The 16,272-nt window shown below is 38.9% G+C and carries 13 protein-coding genes; 11 read left to right on the top strand and 2 right to left on the bottom strand.

Annotated features, from left to right (window positions below; genetic code table 11):
* Positions 1-15 precede the first annotated feature (15 nt).
* Positions 16-1,587 (top strand): DUF2813 domain-containing protein, encoded by a 1,572-nt coding sequence (locus tag A4G16_RS06330; protein ID WP_165889175.1) that lies wholly within the window; start codon positions 16-18, stop codon positions 1,585-1,587.
* 41 nt (positions 1,588-1,628) lie between these two features.
* Here A4G16_RS06330 and pepA read toward each other — a convergent pair whose 3' ends face one another.
* Positions 1,629-3,125 carry a leucyl aminopeptidase gene (gene pepA / locus A4G16_RS06325; RefSeq protein WP_165889174.1) on the bottom strand — a complete coding sequence of 499 codons (1,497 nt, stop codon included), beginning with the start codon at positions 3,123-3,125 and terminating at the stop codon, positions 1,629-1,631.
* A gap of 232 nt (positions 3,126-3,357) precedes the next feature.
* Here pepA and A4G16_RS06320 point away from each other — a divergent pair, with 232 nt between their 5' ends.
* The 4 genes from A4G16_RS06320 (at position 3,358) to dnaE (ending at position 10,123) form a co-directional block, all read left to right on the top strand.
* Entirely contained in the window at positions 3,358-4,167 is an 810-nt protein-coding gene (locus A4G16_RS06320) for a hypothetical protein (RefSeq protein ID WP_165889173.1), read from the top strand.
* Between the two features lie 193 nt (positions 4,168-4,360).
* Positions 4,361-5,470, top strand: coding sequence for an LPS export ABC transporter permease LptF (lptF, locus tag A4G16_RS06315; RefSeq protein WP_165889172.1), 1,110 nt, complete (start codon positions 4,361-4,363; stop codon positions 5,468-5,470).
* On the top strand, positions 5,470-6,567 hold the full coding sequence (gene lptG / locus A4G16_RS06310; RefSeq protein WP_165889171.1) for an LPS export ABC transporter permease LptG: 1,098 nt from the start codon (positions 5,470-5,472) through the stop codon (positions 6,565-6,567). The genes lptF and lptG overlap by 1 nt, the downstream gene beginning before the upstream one ends.
* Positions 6,568-6,643: 76 nt before the next feature.
* Complete coding sequence (dnaE, locus tag A4G16_RS06305; RefSeq protein WP_165889170.1) at positions 6,644-10,123, top strand: DNA polymerase III subunit alpha; 3,480 nt, start codon at positions 6,644-6,646, stop codon at positions 10,121-10,123.
* Positions 10,124-10,169: 46 nt separating this feature from the next.
* Here the strand turns inward: dnaE and A4G16_RS06300 are convergent, their stop codons facing one another.
* On the bottom strand, positions 10,170-10,541 hold the full coding sequence (locus tag A4G16_RS06300; protein ID WP_165889169.1) for a cytochrome b562: 372 nt from the start codon (positions 10,539-10,541) through the stop codon (positions 10,170-10,172).
* 132 nt (positions 10,542-10,673) lie between these two features.
* Here A4G16_RS06300 and yegQ point away from each other — a divergent pair, with 132 nt between their 5' ends.
* The 6 genes from yegQ (at position 10,674) to A4G16_RS06270 (ending at position 16,227) form a co-directional block, all read left to right on the top strand.
* Positions 10,674-12,053, top strand: a complete 1,380-nt coding sequence (yegQ, locus tag A4G16_RS06295; protein WP_027074219.1) for a tRNA 5-hydroxyuridine modification protein YegQ — start codon at positions 10,674-10,676, stop codon at positions 12,051-12,053.
* 109 nt (positions 12,054-12,162) lie between these two features.
* Positions 12,163-13,443 (top strand): lipid IV(A) 3-deoxy-D-manno-octulosonic acid transferase, encoded by a 1,281-nt coding sequence (gene waaA, locus A4G16_RS06290; RefSeq protein WP_165889168.1) that lies wholly within the window; start codon positions 12,163-12,165, stop codon positions 13,441-13,443.
* Between the two features lies 1 nt (position 13,444).
* Positions 13,445-13,936, top strand: a complete 492-nt coding sequence (gene coaD, locus A4G16_RS06285; protein WP_165889167.1) for a pantetheine-phosphate adenylyltransferase — start codon at positions 13,445-13,447, stop codon at positions 13,934-13,936.
* Between the two features lie 9 nt (positions 13,937-13,945).
* Positions 13,946-14,506, top strand: a complete 561-nt coding sequence (gene orn / locus A4G16_RS06280) for an oligoribonuclease (protein ID WP_165889166.1) — start codon at positions 13,946-13,948, stop codon at positions 14,504-14,506.
* Complete coding sequence (gene tsaE, locus A4G16_RS06275; RefSeq protein WP_165889165.1) at positions 14,499-14,990, top strand: tRNA (adenosine(37)-N6)-threonylcarbamoyltransferase complex ATPase subunit type 1 TsaE; 492 nt, start codon at positions 14,499-14,501, stop codon at positions 14,988-14,990. Before orn ends, tsaE begins: the two co-directional genes overlap by 8 nt.
* A gap of 19 nt (positions 14,991-15,009) precedes the next feature.
* Complete coding sequence (locus A4G16_RS06270; protein WP_165889164.1) at positions 15,010-16,227, top strand: N-acetylmuramoyl-L-alanine amidase; 1,218 nt, start codon at positions 15,010-15,012, stop codon at positions 16,225-16,227.
* Positions 16,228-16,272 lie beyond the last annotated feature (45 nt).

Genomic DNA, 16,272 nt, shown 5'->3' with positions numbered 1-16,272 from the left:
GATAGAGACAGATTTATGTATTTAAAGCAGATTGAAATTTCAGGTTTTCGTGGTATTAATCGCTTATCTCTCCCTTTACTTCCCAATATGGTATTAATTGGTGAGAATTCATGGGGAAAATCAAGCTTAATTGATGCCCTTAGCCTGATTTTTAATCTTGAAAATGAGTTATATCAGTTTACTTTTAAAGATTTTCATATCCAATATTCTCAAACACCTAAGCAAGTGCAAGATATTGAACTTGTGTTTACTTTTTCTGAAGAACAGGTAGATGAGCATTTATCAGAAAGGTTTTCTCCTTATCTCTCGTTCTTTTTTCCTTTAAATGAGCAGTTGCGGCAATTGTCGCTAAAAGTCAGTGGTAAACTAACCAAAGATAGTGTGATAACTGAATATCATTTTGTCGATCAACATTTAAAACCGATTTCACTTCATCAAGCTGAAAAACTTATTAAGCGTTTTATTCGGCAACACTCGGTTTATCGTCTGCGTGATGCACGTTTGAATAAGCGGGTACATGATGAGCTACTTCTACAGAGTCACTATGAGCATCAAGATGAGTTTCAACGAGAGCTAAATGCGCTTTCCTCGCTTTTGAAATACTATTTTCTAACGGCTCAAAGTCGTACTTTAATGAAAACTGGTATGCAAGATACCAGCTTATGGTGGGAAAAGGTTAAATCGCTATGTTTGCGGCTTAATCAGAATGAGATCCTAAGAGAGAAAGTTCAACACCATATTTCAGCATTATTTCTGTTTAATCAAGAAGGTAATAGCATAGATAAGCCGATTATTCTATTTGAAGATCTTAATGCTCAATTACATCCTAGAATGATCGCGATTTTTTGGGAGTTGTTAAGCTTGTTACCAAGCCAACGTATTACCACAACCAATTCAATGGAGGTGGTTTCTCAAGTTCCTTTAAAAGAAATTTGCCGTTTGGTTCGCTATCAAGATCGTACTCAGGCTTATCTTTTAGATAGAAGCCATCTTGGTAAAGATGATTTGCGGAAATTAACCTTCCATATTCACCATAACCGCGGCTTGGTTTTATTTGCTCGAGCGTGGATTTTAGTTGAAGGCGAAACAGAGGTTTGGATTTTAAGTGAATTGGCAAAGTTACTTGAGATTAATTTGGAGATGGAAGGTATCAAAATTGTTGAGTTTGCACAATGTGGGCTACGTCCGCTTATCAAATATGCAAGGGCAATGGGAATTGAGTGGTATGTTTTAACCGATGGTGATGAGGCAGGAAAGCGTTATACAGAAACAGTTAAAAGTATGGACGAAGAGTTCTCTAAGCGCTTGACTACTTTGCCACAAAAGGATATTGAACATTTCTTCTATAAAGCGGGGTTACGCAATGTGTTTGTCCGTTTAGCAAATTGGCGCTCACAAGAAAAATTTCCGATATCTTATATTATTAAACGAGCTATCCAACAGACATCAAAGCCCGATTTAGCGATTGCTTTATCTAATGAAATGCGAAATCGAGGCGAACATTCCGTTCCGCCTTTATTTAAAAAATTGTTTATAAATGTGCTAGCCTTGATAAATAAAGAGAGTCAATTGAATACAAGCGGTTAAATTTAGCAAAAAATTTGCAAATTTTAACCGCTTGTTATTAGTTAAGCGTGAGCTTTATTGATTAAGAACTGCGTTAATAAAGGAACCGGGCGGCCTGTCGCCCCTTTGGCTGCACCTGATTTCCAAGCAGTACCGGCAATATCTAAGTGAGCCCAAGTGTATTTTTTGGTGAAGTTAGAGAGGAATTGTCCTGCGGTAATAGCCCCACCTAAACGCCCACCGATATTGGCTAAATCGGCAAAGTTTGATTTTAGCTGCTCCTGGTATTCCTCGCCAAGAGGCAAACGCCATGCTTTGTCATCGGCTTGGTCTGCCGCGTGCAATAATTCATTTGCCAAGCTATTAGACGTACTCATCAAACCGCTGTTATGATTGCCAAGAGCAATCATACAAGCTCCTGTTAAAGTGGCAATATCAATAACTAATTCCGGCTCAAAACGCTCGACATAGGTAAGAGTATCGCATAGTACCAAACGCCCTTCTGCATCGGTATTTAACACTTCAACCGTTAAGCCGGACATTGTAGTAAGAATATCGCCCGGGCGGTAAGCTTTGCCATCTACTGCATTTTCACAACCAGCTAAAAGTCCAATGACATTAAGCGGTAATTTCATTTCAGCAATGGCTTTCATTGTACCGTAAACACTTGCTGCACCGCACATATCATATTTCATTTCGTCCATTGCTTCAGCCGGCTTGATAGATAAACCACCTGAGTCGAAAGTTAAGCCTTTTCCAACCAGCACTATCGGTTTATCTTGAGGATTTGGGCTACCTTTATATTCAATAACTGACAAGAATGCCTCATTTTCTGATGCGCGTGATACCGCTAAATAAGCATTCATACCTAAAGTCGCCATTTGAGATTCATCAATAACGGTTGTGGATATAGAACCATATTCCTCCGCTAAGCCTTGAGCTAATTGGGATAAATATTTTGGATTGCAAACATTAGGTGGACAATTTGCTACATTTTTAGCACTTGTGATGCCTAACGCAACAGCTTTGCCGTGTTCTAATGCTCGTTCTGCATCAGCTAAATCTTTGCGATGAGCAACATTAAAAATTACGCGGCGTAACTCACGGCGCACTTCCGGCTTGATGCTTTTGAAATCGTTATAGGCATATTGATTTTCTTGGATAGCTTCAACGGCAAATCGCACATTCCAGTAAGGTGTTCTGGCTTTAACATGTAATTCTGTTAAAAAACAGACCATTTCCATTGAGCCGGTTTCATTAATTGCTTGAACGGTTTTTTGGATAATTTGTTTATACTGACGTTCGGTTAATTCTCGTTCTTTACCGCAGCCGACTAATAACACTCTATCAGCGGGTACATTCGGCACATTGTGTAATAAGAGAGTTTGACCTGCCTTGCCTTCTAAATCACCTCGTCTGAGTAAGGTACTAATATAACCTTGACTTAATTTGTCAAGTTGTTCTGCAGAGGAAGACAAGCGTCTTGGTTCATAGACTCCAACGACTAAGCATGCTGTTCGTTGTTTTTCTACACTGCCGTTTTTTACACTAAATTCCATTATTATCTCCTTTTAAGTGAGCTAAAATTGCGGTTAACTTAACGATTAATGAGTTAAATTACAAGTATTTATAGCGGAAAATATACCCTTAAATATAAATTTTAAACAGATTATTGTTTAAGGTTGAAATTTTGCTAAATTTTGCTGTCAAAAAGGCGATTTGACTTGTTTGTAGGGCTGCTTACTTTATACTAGCAGAGGATTTTGATACCGAATGGAAGAGGGAGAGAATATGAAACGGTTGTTTAGAAAGAGTTTGATTATCGGCATAGCTGGATTATTTATGCACACACTAGCTGTTGCAAGTGAAGATACGAACATTACACGCTATGAGCAGGCAAAAGTACGTCTATCTTACGAGGGTAGTGTTGGAAATTTGCTTCAACAGCTATCTCAGCGTTTGAAAGTTGGTTTTATTGCCTATGATATTGATATTAATCGTAAAGTCATTATCCAAAATGAGAATGAAACAGCGATTAAAATGATTCAAGAGCAGATTGAAAATCAGTTATCTGATGCAGATATTCGTTTTGAAAAAATCGGTAGCCGTCTTTTTATTGTTATCTCTTCCAAAGGTGGGGAGCCTTTAATAAAGGCTTCAACGCAAGAAGAGCAGTTTGTGGGCGATATTGTGTTTGAAAGCTCAGAGGAGAGAACAGAGACTGCTTCAAATACCCCAGCTAATAATGCGAACTCGAACCGATTACAAGAAATTTTTAATATTGCGACTGATAAAGCATCTTTAGCGGCAGTTAAAAATAAGAAAGCACCTCAATATAAAACTGTGAGCAAAGAGAATTTGGGGCTAAAAAATATTCGGGTAACGCCACTCGGTACATTTTTGATTTTTGAAAGCGATATTGAAGCAGCAAAATTTAAAGTAACAGGGCAGTTTGAAGAGATGGCACAAGGCGAAAATATTGTTGCAATTTTGCATCAAAACAGCAACCCGCCGGCTAAAATAGAAATAGAAAACGAGCAAGGCAAGAAGTTAATTCTTGAAGTTCATACTGTTCAATCTAAAACGCAGAAGAAAAAATGAAAACAGAGTGATGAAAAGCACGGTTGAATCCGTGCGTTATTATTTTCAACGCGTGATTTTTTAGCTTAAAAAAGGTATCATTACTGGTTCATATAAGCATAGATTTGGTGGCTTTTGCAAAAGATTTGGAAAAAAAGACCGCTTGTATCTGTTCGATTTTTAGGATTTTTTAAACATAATAGAGATAAAAACTGTGATTTTAAGTCGATATTTAACAAAAGAGATATTTAAAAGCCAAGTAGCGATATTGTTTATCCTATTATTAATATTCTTCTGTCAACAATTAGTCAGGGTGTTAAGTTCTGCGGTCAGTGGTAAAGTGCCGGCAGATTTAGTGGTTAGCCTATTAGGTTTAGGTATGCCAACTATGGCACAATTGATGCTGCCTTTATCGCTTTTTATTGCCTTGCTATTAACGTTGGGGCGTTTTTATGCGGAAAGCGAAATTACGGTTATGCGCGCTTGCGGTATCGGACAAGGTTTATTGGTGAAAGCCGCGATGTTTTTGTCTATTTTTACCACTGCATTGGCGGTATATAACGTCTTTTGGCTTACTCCATGGGCAATTAATAAGCAAAGTGAAATCTTAGCAGAGGCAAAAGCAAATCCTCGCTTTGCTGCTCTTTCTGCCGGACAATTTATGTCTGCCGGTGGCTATGTTTTATTTATTGATAATATTGAAAATAATAATTTAAACGATATTTATGTTTTCCAACCTGAACAACAGAAAAAAAACAAACCATCGGTTGTAGTTGCTGAAACAGGGACATTACAAGGTTTACCCAATGGAGATCAGGTGCTGACTCTTTCAGAGAGTAAACGTTTTGAAGGAACGCCTCAAAGTGCAGATTTCCGTATTTCACATTTTGAGCATTATTCTGCTTATTTAGGTTATCAAGATGTTAATTCTGATGAAAAATTAGTTCAGCGTGCCAGTTTTACCCAATTAATGGAAAGTAAAACTCCTGAGGCAAAAGCAGAATTACATTGGCGTTTAGCCTTGATTTTTGCTGTACCGCTGATGGCATTATTAGCCGTGCCAATGAGTAGTGTTAACCCTCGCCAAGGGCGTTTTGCTAAATTATTACCGGCATTATTGCTTTATTTAATCTATTTTTTACTGCAGAGCTCGTTGAAATCTTCCGGTGCTTTAGGCAAAGTGAATCCTGAGATTTTAATGCCGGCAGTATCAATTGCATTTTTGCTGTTAGGCATTTTGCTCAATGTTTGGGATAGTAAATTTATGTCGAAACTACGTTATCGTTTTAGTGCTAAATCTTTTACCAATAAGGTGGTCGCATAATGAAACTTTTCTCGATGAATATTTTAGAACGCTATATCGGTAAAACGATTTTATCTGCTATTTTCTTAACCCTATTTATGCTTGTGGGGCTTGGTGCAATCATTAAATTTGTAGAAGAATTTCGTGATGTCGGGCGTGGTTCTTATGATGGTTTAAAAGCAGCCTATTATACTTTTTTGACCATCCCCCGAGATATCGAAACCTTTTTCCCGATTGCTGCTTTATTAGGTTCATTACTTGGCTTAGGTAACCTTGCCAGCCGTAGTGAATTGGTTGTTATGCAGGCTTCCGGTTTTTCCCGTTTCCGCATTGGTTTAGCGGTAATGAAAACCGCGTTACCACTTGTGATTTTTACCATGATTATCGGGGAATGGGGCGTGCCGCAAACAGAGCAATTTGCTCGTAATATGCGTTCTGTAGCACAAAGTGGCGGTTCAATGATCGCAACTAAAGACGGTTTTTGGGCGAAAGACGGTAATTCTTTTATCTATATCAAACGTATCAATAATGAGAAAAGTCTGAGCAACATTCTTATTTACGAATTTGGCGAAGGCGAGCAAAAACGTGAGCTGCAATCAGTGCTAAAAGCAGGAGCGGCAAAATATGACGACGGTAAAGGTTGGATGCTTTCAAAAGTGGAAAAGTCGCAAGTAGGTGATAATCAAATTGAGCAGGCAAAACAGCCAGATCAGGTTTGGCAAACCAGCCTTACACCAAGTAAGCTAGGTATCGTTTCACTCAAACCTGAATCGCTTTCTATTTCTGGTTTAGCAGATTATGTCGGTTTTTTAAAAGATACCGGGCAAGATTCAAAACGTTTTGAAATTACTTTCTGGCGTAAGATTTTCCAGCCGATCTCGATGGCAGTGATGATGTTGCTTGCAATATCATTCATCTTCGGACCGCTTCGCAGTAGTACTATGGGAGCGAAGATCGTGATCGGTATTGTTGCCGGTTTTATGTTCTACGTTGCCAATATTGTATTCGGCAACTTAAGTTTAATTGCAACTTGGCTACCTGTACCGATTGGTGCCTTGATTCCAAGTGTGCTCTGTTTAATTGTCGTTTGGTGGCTGTTAAGCAAAAAACGTGATTAATATCTTTTGACAAGCGGTAATTTTTGCAAAATTTTTTGCAAAAACGACCGCTTGTATACCTCAAATTCTAATGCTTATGTCTGATTGTCGTTTCGTTCATTTAAAAGTTCACAGTGATTTCTCAATGATTAACGGTTTAGCCAAAGTTAAACCTTTAGTCAAAGCAGCCGTTGCCAACAATATGGTGGCGATGGGACTAACAGATTTTACCAACTTTTGTGGCTTGGTTAAGTTCTATGGCGAAGCTTTAGGAGCAGGGGTTAAGCCGATTATCGGGGCGGATATTTATGTACGTACCGAAGTGGGTAGCGAAGAATATTTTGAACTCACTCTACTTGCTAAAAATAATAAAGGTTATCACCATATTACCCAAATTCTTTCTCGTGCTTACCAAAGCGGTTACATAGAATTCCCGTTAGTGGAACGTGAGTGGCTTGCTGAGCTAAATGAGGGCATTATTGTTCTGTCCGGCGGTCGAATGGGCGATGTGGGCAAAGCCTTATTAAAAGAAAATCTGCATGAAGCAGTAGAAAAGCTGGCCTTTTATCAGCACTATTTTCCCAATCATTTCTATCTCTCTCTTTGTCGCACAGGACGCATAGATGAAGAACGCTACATTAAACAAGCGGTCGAATTTGCACAAAAAAATGCAATTCCGCTGGTAGCGGTTAATGATGTTGTTTTCTTAAAAGAAGATGATTTCGATGCTCATGAAATTCGTGTAGCAATTCATGATAGTTTTACATTAGATGACCCCAAACGCCCGAAAAAATATTCGTCAAAACAATATTTTCGTAGCGAAGAAGAGATGTGTCACTTGTTTGCCGATCTGCCTAGTGCATTAGCAAATACGGTCGAAATTGCTAAACGTTGCTCGGTAACTGTTCGTTTAGGCGAATATTTCCTGCCTAATTTCCCAACGGGTGATCTTTCTACCGAAGATTTTTTAGTCAAAAAGTCGAAAGAAGGCTTGGAAGAACGTTTGGAGTTTCTATTTCCTGATCCTGAAATCCGTAAAGAAAAACGCCCTGTTTATGATGAACGTTTGCAGGTTGAGTTAGATGTAATCAATCAGATGGGCTTTCCGGGTTACTTTTTGATCGTGATGGAATTTATTCAATGGTCTAAAGATAATGATATTCCGGTTGGCCCGGGGCGTGGTTCGGGAGCAGGCTCGTTAGTAGCTTATGCACTAAAAATTACTGATTTGGATCCATTGGAATTTGACTTGCTTTTTGAGCGTTTCCTGAATCCGGAGCGTGTTTCTATGCCCGATTTTGATGTCGATTTCTGTATGGATGGGCGAGATCGTGTAATTGAGCATGTGGCAGAAACTTACGGTCGTCAAGCCGTATCGCAAATTATCACATTCGGAACGATGGCGGCAAAAGCCGTTATTCGAGATGTGGGGCGGGTGCTTGGGCATCCGTATAGCTTTGTGGACAGAATTTCTAAATTGATTCCGCCTGATCCGGGCATGACCTTAGAAAAAGCCTTCGCTGCGGAACCTAAATTGCCAGAGCTTTATGAAGCTGATGAAGAAGTTAAAGATCTGATTGATATGGCCCGTAAGCTCGAAGGGGTAACCCGTAATGCCGGTAAACACGCCGGTGGTGTGGTGATTGCACCGACTGCGATTACTGATTTCTCACCGCTTTATTGCGACTCTGAGGGGCTTCATCCTGTTACCCATTTTGATAAAAATGACGTGGAATATGCAGGGCTGGTAAAATTTGACTTCTTGGGCTTGCGTACTTTAACCATTATTAAATGGGCATTAGAGATGGTTAATGCTCGTTTGGAAAGGGAAGGTAAACAGCCTGTTCGGATTGAAAGTATTCCGCTTGATGATAAGAAATCTTTTGATCTTTTATTAGCTGCGAAAACAACGGCGGTATTCCAGCTTGAAAGCCGTGGGATGAAAGATCTGATTTCACGTCTTAAACCAGACTGTTTTGAAGATATTATCGCATTGGTGGCATTATTTCGTCCCGGTCCGCTTGAATCCGGCATGGTGCAGAACTTTATTGACCGTAAACACGGTAAAGAAGAGGTGTCTTACCCTGATCCGCAATACCAGCACGAGTGCTTAAAGCCTATTTTGGAGCCAACCTATGGGGTTATTGTTTATCAAGAACAGGTGATGCAAATTGCCCAAGAGCTTGCCGGCTATACACTGGGCGGAGCGGATTTACTTCGCCGTGCAATGGGTAAGAAAAAGCCTGAAGAGATGGCTGCTCAACGTGAAGTCTTTGAAAAAGGGGCGGAGTCTAAAGGAATTGACGGTAAATTAGCCGGCCAGATTTTTGACTTGGTAGAAAAGTTTGCCGGCTATGGATTTAATAAATCTCACTCAGCAGCCTATGCGTTGGTCTCTTATCAAACGCTTTGGCTCAAAGCTCATTATCCTGCAGAATTTATGGCCGCGGTAATGACCTCAGAGATGGATAATACCGATAAGATCGTCGGATTTTATGATGAGTGTATTAATATGGGCCTAACGGTTGTGCCACCGGATGTAAATAGTGGTAAGCATCGTTTTAGCGTCAATGAAAAAGGTGAGATTGTTTACGGTTTAGGAGCAATTAAAGGTGTAGGTGAAGGCCCGATTGAAGCGATTTTAGAAGCTCGAAATCAAGGTGGGCGTTTTACCGATCTGTTTGATTTAACTGCTCGCGTGGATCTGAAAAAAATTAATCGCCGTACCTTTGAGAGTCTAATTATGTCTGGGGCCTTTGATAAATTAGGTCCACATCGTGCAGCCTTAATGAAAAACTTAGAAGATGCACTAAAAGCGTCTGATCAGCATAGTAAAATGGAAGAGTTAGGGCAGAGCGATATGTTCGGTGTACTAACCGAAACCCCTGAAGAGGTTCAAAATGCCTATGCCAATACGCCGAAATGGTCGGAGCAAAAGGTATTAGAGGGTGAGCGTGCGACCTTAGGGCTTTATTTAAGCGGACATCCGATTGGTCGGTTCTTAAAAGAGCTTTCGCATTATTCACCAAATAGATTAAATGAGTTACAACCCACTTTCCGTGGGCAGATGGCAACGGTGTCTGGTATGGTGATGGCATCAAGAGTGGCTGTCACCAAGCGGGGAAGCCGTATTGGTATTGCGACCATTGAAGATCGTTCGGGTAAGTTGGATATTACTCTTTTCTCCGAAGCATTAGAGAATTTTGGTCATTTAATGCAGCAAGATCAGATTATTGTTGCCACCGGCTCAATTCAGTTTGATGACTTTAGCGGTGGGCTGAAAATGTCGGCAAGGGAAGTGTTATCGCTTGATGAAGCCAGAGCCAGATTTGCGAAGAGTTTGGCGTTAGCAATTAATCAAGAACAATTATCTGCAGATTTTATTAAAAAATTGACCGCTATCATCAGCCCATATAAAGAAGGAACGCTACCGTTACATTTCTATTACCAAAGCCCAGAGGGCAGAGTATTGCTTAAAGGCGGGGTTGAATGGCGGATAAACCCGAATGAGGTAATGTTTAATGAGCTAAAAGAATTACTCGGAGAAAGTGCGGTTGAATTAGAATTTGAATGGTAGGGTTAAAAATAAAGGTGAGCTTTTGCCCACCTTTATTTTTATATGCTTATTTGTACTTTTTATGATATTCACGTTTGATAATTTCAAGATCTGAAATCATCATTTTCGCTTCTTGTAACTCACCAGCTTGTGCTTTTTCATCAGCTTTTTTCACCACATCAATCAGTTTTTGCATACCGGCTTGATAATCGTCTTGAGCTGCTTTATCACCTTCTACGCTATTTGGAAAGATAGCCTTGGTTTTCTCTGTGATTTGAATGAAATCCTGAGCGGTTTGTGTAAATTCTTCGATAGAATTAGCTCGCATTAATTTATTTGCATTCATATTCATTTGCATCATTTCCATTTTAATGCTTTGAGTGTGGCTTAATGTTGAAAATGCAAATAAAGTTGTTGCCAAAAAGAGTTTAAGTTTCATAGTCTTCCCCACATAAAAAAACAAATTCTAATCTATTAACTTGCCAATATGCAATATTTCTTAGAAAATACACCGCTTACGCTTTTCACTTTTGAAAAGCCCTGACTTGTTATCAGAAAAAGAGAATTACCTATGACATTAAAATATGCTAAACCTGAGCTGCTTTCGCCTGCAGGTTCTTTAAAAAATATGCGTTATGCCTTTGCTTACGGAGCAGATGCGATTTACGCCGGTCAGCCACGCTATAGCTTGCGTGTGCGTAATAATGAATTTAACCACGCTAATTTAAAAATTGCGATTGATGAAGCTCATGCTTTAGGTAAAAAATTCTATGTAGTGGTCAATATTGCTCCGCACAACTCGAAATTAAAAACCTTTATTAAAGACTTAAAAGTTGTAGTGGATATGAAGCCAGATGCCTTGATTATGTCAGATCCGGGCTTGATTATGCTTGTGCGTGAAAATTTTCCGGAAATGGATATTCATCTCTCGGTGCAAGCGAATGCAGTAAACTGGGCAACAGTGAAATTCTGGCATCAAATGGGCTTAACCCGAGTAATCTTATCTCGTGAATTATCTCTTGAAGAAATTGAAGAAATCCGCGAACAAGTGCCGGATATGGAGTTAGAAATCTTCGTCCACGGTGCATTATGTATGGCGTATTCAGGTCGTTGCTTACTTTCAGGCTATATTAATAAACGTGACCCAAACCAAGGAACTTGCACTAATGCTTGTCGTTGGGAATACAAAATGGAAGAGGGTAAAGTAGATGAAGTCGGTCAAATCGTACCAAAATACGAGCCTGAAATTGAAGTGAAAAATGTGGCGCCGACTTTAGGTAATGGTGAGTCAACCGATAAGGTTTTCCTTTATACGGAATCACAACGTCCTGATGAGCAAATGACTGCCTTTGAAGATGAACATGGCACCTATTTTATGAACTCAAAAGATTTGCGTGCAGTACAACATGTTGAGCGTTTAACGCAAATGGGGGTGCATTCACTTAAAATTGAAGGACGTACTAAATCGTTCTATTACTGTGCAAGAACCGCACAGGTTTATCGTAAAGCGATTGATGATGCAGCAGCCGGAAAACCGTTTGATGAAAGTTTAATGGATACCCTTGAAAGCCTTGCACATCGTGGCTATACAGAAGGTTTCTTACGTCGTCATACACATGATGAATACCAAAATTACGAATACGGTTATTCTATTTCAGAGCGTCAGCAATTTGTTGGTGAATTTACCGGCAAACGTAATGAGCAAGGAATGGCTGAAGTAGCGGTAAAAAATAAATTTCTAGTGGGCGATTCCGTAGAAATGATGACGCCAAAGGGCAATATTGTGTTTAAAATTGAGCGTATGTTAAACCGTAAGCATGAAAATGTAGAGGCAGCTCTAGGTGACGGGCATTTCGTCTTTTTAGATGTACCGTCAGATATTGATCTGGATTTTGCTTTACTAATGCGTAATTTGGTCAATACTAATACACGTAATCCGCACCAAGCCTAATTTTTGAAGAAAATAGGATTAAACCACGAAATAGAGCCTATTTCGTGGTTTTATTTTATGTATAATAGTAAGTTGTTTGCAAAAAATGACCGCTTGTAAAGGAAAGTCCATGCTGCGTCTATTATATATTTGTTTAAGTTATTTCTTACAGCCTCTTGTTCTGTTTTTAATGTGGTATAAAGGTCGTAAGCAACCTGCTTATAGAAAGCGTTTATGGGAGCGTTACGGTATCTATGATGAGTTGGAAAAGCCGAAAGCAAAAGGTGTGGTTATTCATGCTGCATCTGTTGGTGAAGTGATTGCAGCAACACCTTTGATTAAAGCAATTAGCAAAAAATATCCTGATCTTCCTTTAATTATTACAACTGTTACGCCAACCGGATCTGATCGCGTGCATGCGGTATTTGGGGAATCAGTATCACACTTTTATTTGCCTTATGATCTGCCCGATGCTATTGAGCGGTTTTTAAATTTTGTTGATCCAAAACTGATTATTGTCATCGAGACTGAACTGTGGCCTAACTTAATCCGCAAAGTGAACTTACGTAAAATTCCGTTTGTGATTGCCAATGCTCGATTATCGCCTCGTTCTGCAAAACGTTATGGTTGGGTTAAACAGAATATTAAAGTGATATTGAATCAAATTTCATTGATTATGGCTCAAGATGAAGTAAGTTCAGAGCGATATCTTAATTTAGGCTATGATGCTAAAAAGTTGGTGAATACCGGAAACTTAAAATTTGATTTAGAAATTACACCGGCACTTTATGATGAAGTGCAGGAAACAAAGAGAAAACTAAATTTAGTTAATCGACCTGTTTGGATTGCGGGTAGTACGCATGAAGGCGAAGAAAAGCTAATTTTAGATGCGCATAAGATATTATTAGAATCTTACCCTGATTTAGTGCTGATTTTAGTTCCTCGCCATCCGGAGCGTTTCAATTTAGTTGAAATGCTCATTGAAAAATCAGAGCTAAATTATATCAAACGTTCTGCGAATAAAGCCTTAGATAAAAATACGCAAGTTTTATTAGGTGATACTATGGGTGAGATGATGTTGTTATACGGCTTATCAGATATTGCCTTTGTCGGCGGTAGCTTGGTTAAACACGGTGGACATAATCCACTTGAGCCGATAGCCTTCAAAATTCCGGTCATATCCGGTTTATTTACCCACAATTTTCCGGAAGTGTTTGAGAAGTTACGCCAAGTAAGAGGAGTAATTGAGATCGAAAGTTCTGTAGAAGCAGTAACGGAAAGCATTAAATTATTACGAGAAAATCCTCAAATTGGACAAGAGATTGCAAAATCAGGTTTTAGTGTGTTGATGGAAAATCAAGGGGCATTAAAACGTCATATTGATCTACTTACCCCTTATTTAGAGAAATAAAATGAGTTACAAAGTTATTTATGCCGGCACCTTTGATCCGATCACCAATGGGCATTTAGATGTGATTCGAAAAGCATCACTACTCTTTAGCGAAGTGATAGTAGCGGTAGCTGAAAATTCAAGCAAACAGCCGCTTTTCAGTTTAGATGAGCGTGTTCAATTAGTAAAGGAAAGCTGTGCAGAATTAGGGAATATTGAAGTGGTTGGCTTTAGTGGTTTGCTTGCTGATTTTGCTAAATCACATAATGCTAAGGCGTTGATTCGTGGTATTCGAGGGGCTGATGATATTGACTATGAAATTCAACTGGCTCAGCTAAATCAAAAATTATCGGGTAGTTTAGAAACGATTTTTTTCCCTCCTTCGGTGGAATGGCGTTATCTCTCTTCTACAATGGTCAGAGAAATTTATCGACATCATGGTGATATTAGCCAATTCGTGCCGCAAGCGGTCAAAAATGCTCTAAATCTTACAAAAAGGAAATTGCAAAATTAAGGTAATAAAATGAATCAAGATAAACAGAATTTAATTTGGATCGACCTTGAAATGACAGGCTTAGATCCGGAAAAAGAACGTATTATTGAGATCGCTACCATTGTTACTGACAAAGATCTGAATATTTTAGCTGAAGGACCAGTTATCGCAGTACATCAATCCGACGAATTATTAGCAAAAATGAGCGAATGGTGTGTTAAAACTCATACAGCAAACGGTTTAATTGAACGGGTGAAAGCAAGTAAATTAACTGAACGTGCGGCAGAATTACGTACACTTGATTTTTTAAAACGTTGGGTAGCGAAGGGCGTTTCCCCGATTTGTGGCAATAGCATTGCACAAGATAAACGTTTTCTTTATAAATATATGCCGGATTTAGCGGATTATTTTCACTATCGCCATTTAGATGTTAGCACTTTAAAAGAGCTGGTAAGCCGTTGGAAGCCGGAATTACTGGAAAAATTTTCTAAAGGCAATACACATCTGGCATTAGATGATATTCGTGAATCAATTAATGAATTAAAATTTTATCGGGAACATTTTATTAATTTAGATGAAAATAATGGATAATTCACTTTCTTTTTACTGTGAAAATGAAACTAAATTACTTGAATTTGGTCAATCATTCGCAGCAAAACTTAAAAGCTATTTGTTGCAAGAACCGTCACACTCATTGGTGATTTATTTAAATGGTGAACTAGGGGCAGGCAAGACCACCTTAACACGTAGTATTGTTCGAGCATTAGGACACCAAGGTAATGTGAAAAGCCCGACTTATACGTTAGTTGAGGAATATCAATTGAATCCGATAAGCGTATATCACTTTGACCTATACCGTTTATCCGATCCGGAAGAGCTGGAGTTCATGGGAATTCGAGATTATTTTAAACCTCAAACACTCTGCTTGCTGGAATGGGCAAGCAAAGGTGAAGGGATGATTCCACACGCCGATTTTGTAATCCAAATTGATTATTTAAGTGATGGGCGACAGCTTACTTTGGTAGCTCAAAACCAAATAGCAGCAGACATTTTAGTAAATTTTAATCAGAATTAGACCGCTTGTAGGGAAGGGAATGAATAAGGTTATCAAATATATTGTTTTTAGTGCATTAAGTGTATTCAGTTTTTCTACTTTCGCAAAAACGATAGTAGCGATTGATGCCGGACATGGTGGCAAAGACCCCGGTGCAATCGGCAAAAATTTGGGGCTGAAAGAAAAAAACGTCACACTTGCGATCTCAAAAGAACTAAAAGCCTTATTAGATGCCGATCCTAACTTTAAAGCAGTTATGACACGCAGCGGAGACTATTTTATCCAATTGCCTGAGCGAACTGAAATTGCCCGTAAACACAAAGCGGATTTACTGATTTCTATCCATGCGGACTCATCTCCAAAATCAGATTCTATTAAAGGGGCTTCGGTTTGGGTGCTTTCTAACAGCCGAGCCAGTGATGAAATGGGGAAATGGCTTGAAGACCATGAAAAGCAATCTGAGTTATTGGGAGGAGCTGGCTCAGTGCTCTCTAGCAATAACGAGCGTTATTTAAACCAAACCGTACTTGATTTGCAATTTTCTCATTCACAACGTTCCGGTTATGAATTAGGTAAAAGTATTTTAGCGAAAATGGGAAATATAGCATCACTTGCAAAATCTTTCCCACAGCATGCCAGCCTTAGTGTACTGCGTTCACCGGATATTACTTCGGTATTAGTGGAAACCGGCTTTTTATCTAATGCTACAGAAGAAGCAAAATTGGCAAGCCCAAATTACCGACGCCAAATTGCGCAAGCTATTTATAAAGGATTATTGGCTTATCGTACTCAAAATTCAGCCTCGGTTTCAGGCTCAACGAATAATAAGAAAGCGATAAAAGACGAAAAAACAGAGCTAAAATCTAAGGTAGATTCTACAAAAGAATCAAACAAAAAAGAGACTAAAGAAACTAAGAAAGACAGTAAAAACAACAAAGAAGATAACAAAAAAGACAATAAAAAAGAGCAATCAAAAGCTGATAATAAAGAAAAACAGACAGATAAACAAAAAGCTAATAAAACGGAAGATGTAAAAGAAAAATCGTCTAATAAAGAAAAAGATAAGAAAACCTCAGAAGAAAAAATGACGTCCAAAAAGGAAATAAAGGTCTCTTCAACCGGCTATCACGTTGTGCAACAAGACGAAACGGTTTATTCCATCGCTCGTGCTTACGGCACTACGCCACAAAAATTAAGTGAGCTGAATAACCTAAAAAATTATCAGATCACGGTGGGTAAGAAGTTGAAGGTGAAATAAAAGATAAAGGCTGATGAGTCAATTGGATCATCAGCCTTTTTGCTA

This window comes from Mannheimia granulomatis, from assembly GCF_011455695.1.
GTDB lineage: Bacteria > Pseudomonadota > Gammaproteobacteria > Enterobacterales > Pasteurellaceae > Mannheimia > Mannheimia granulomatis_A.
Note: the sequence above shows the minus strand (reverse complement) of the source record. Positions and strands in the feature narration are given on the sequence as shown.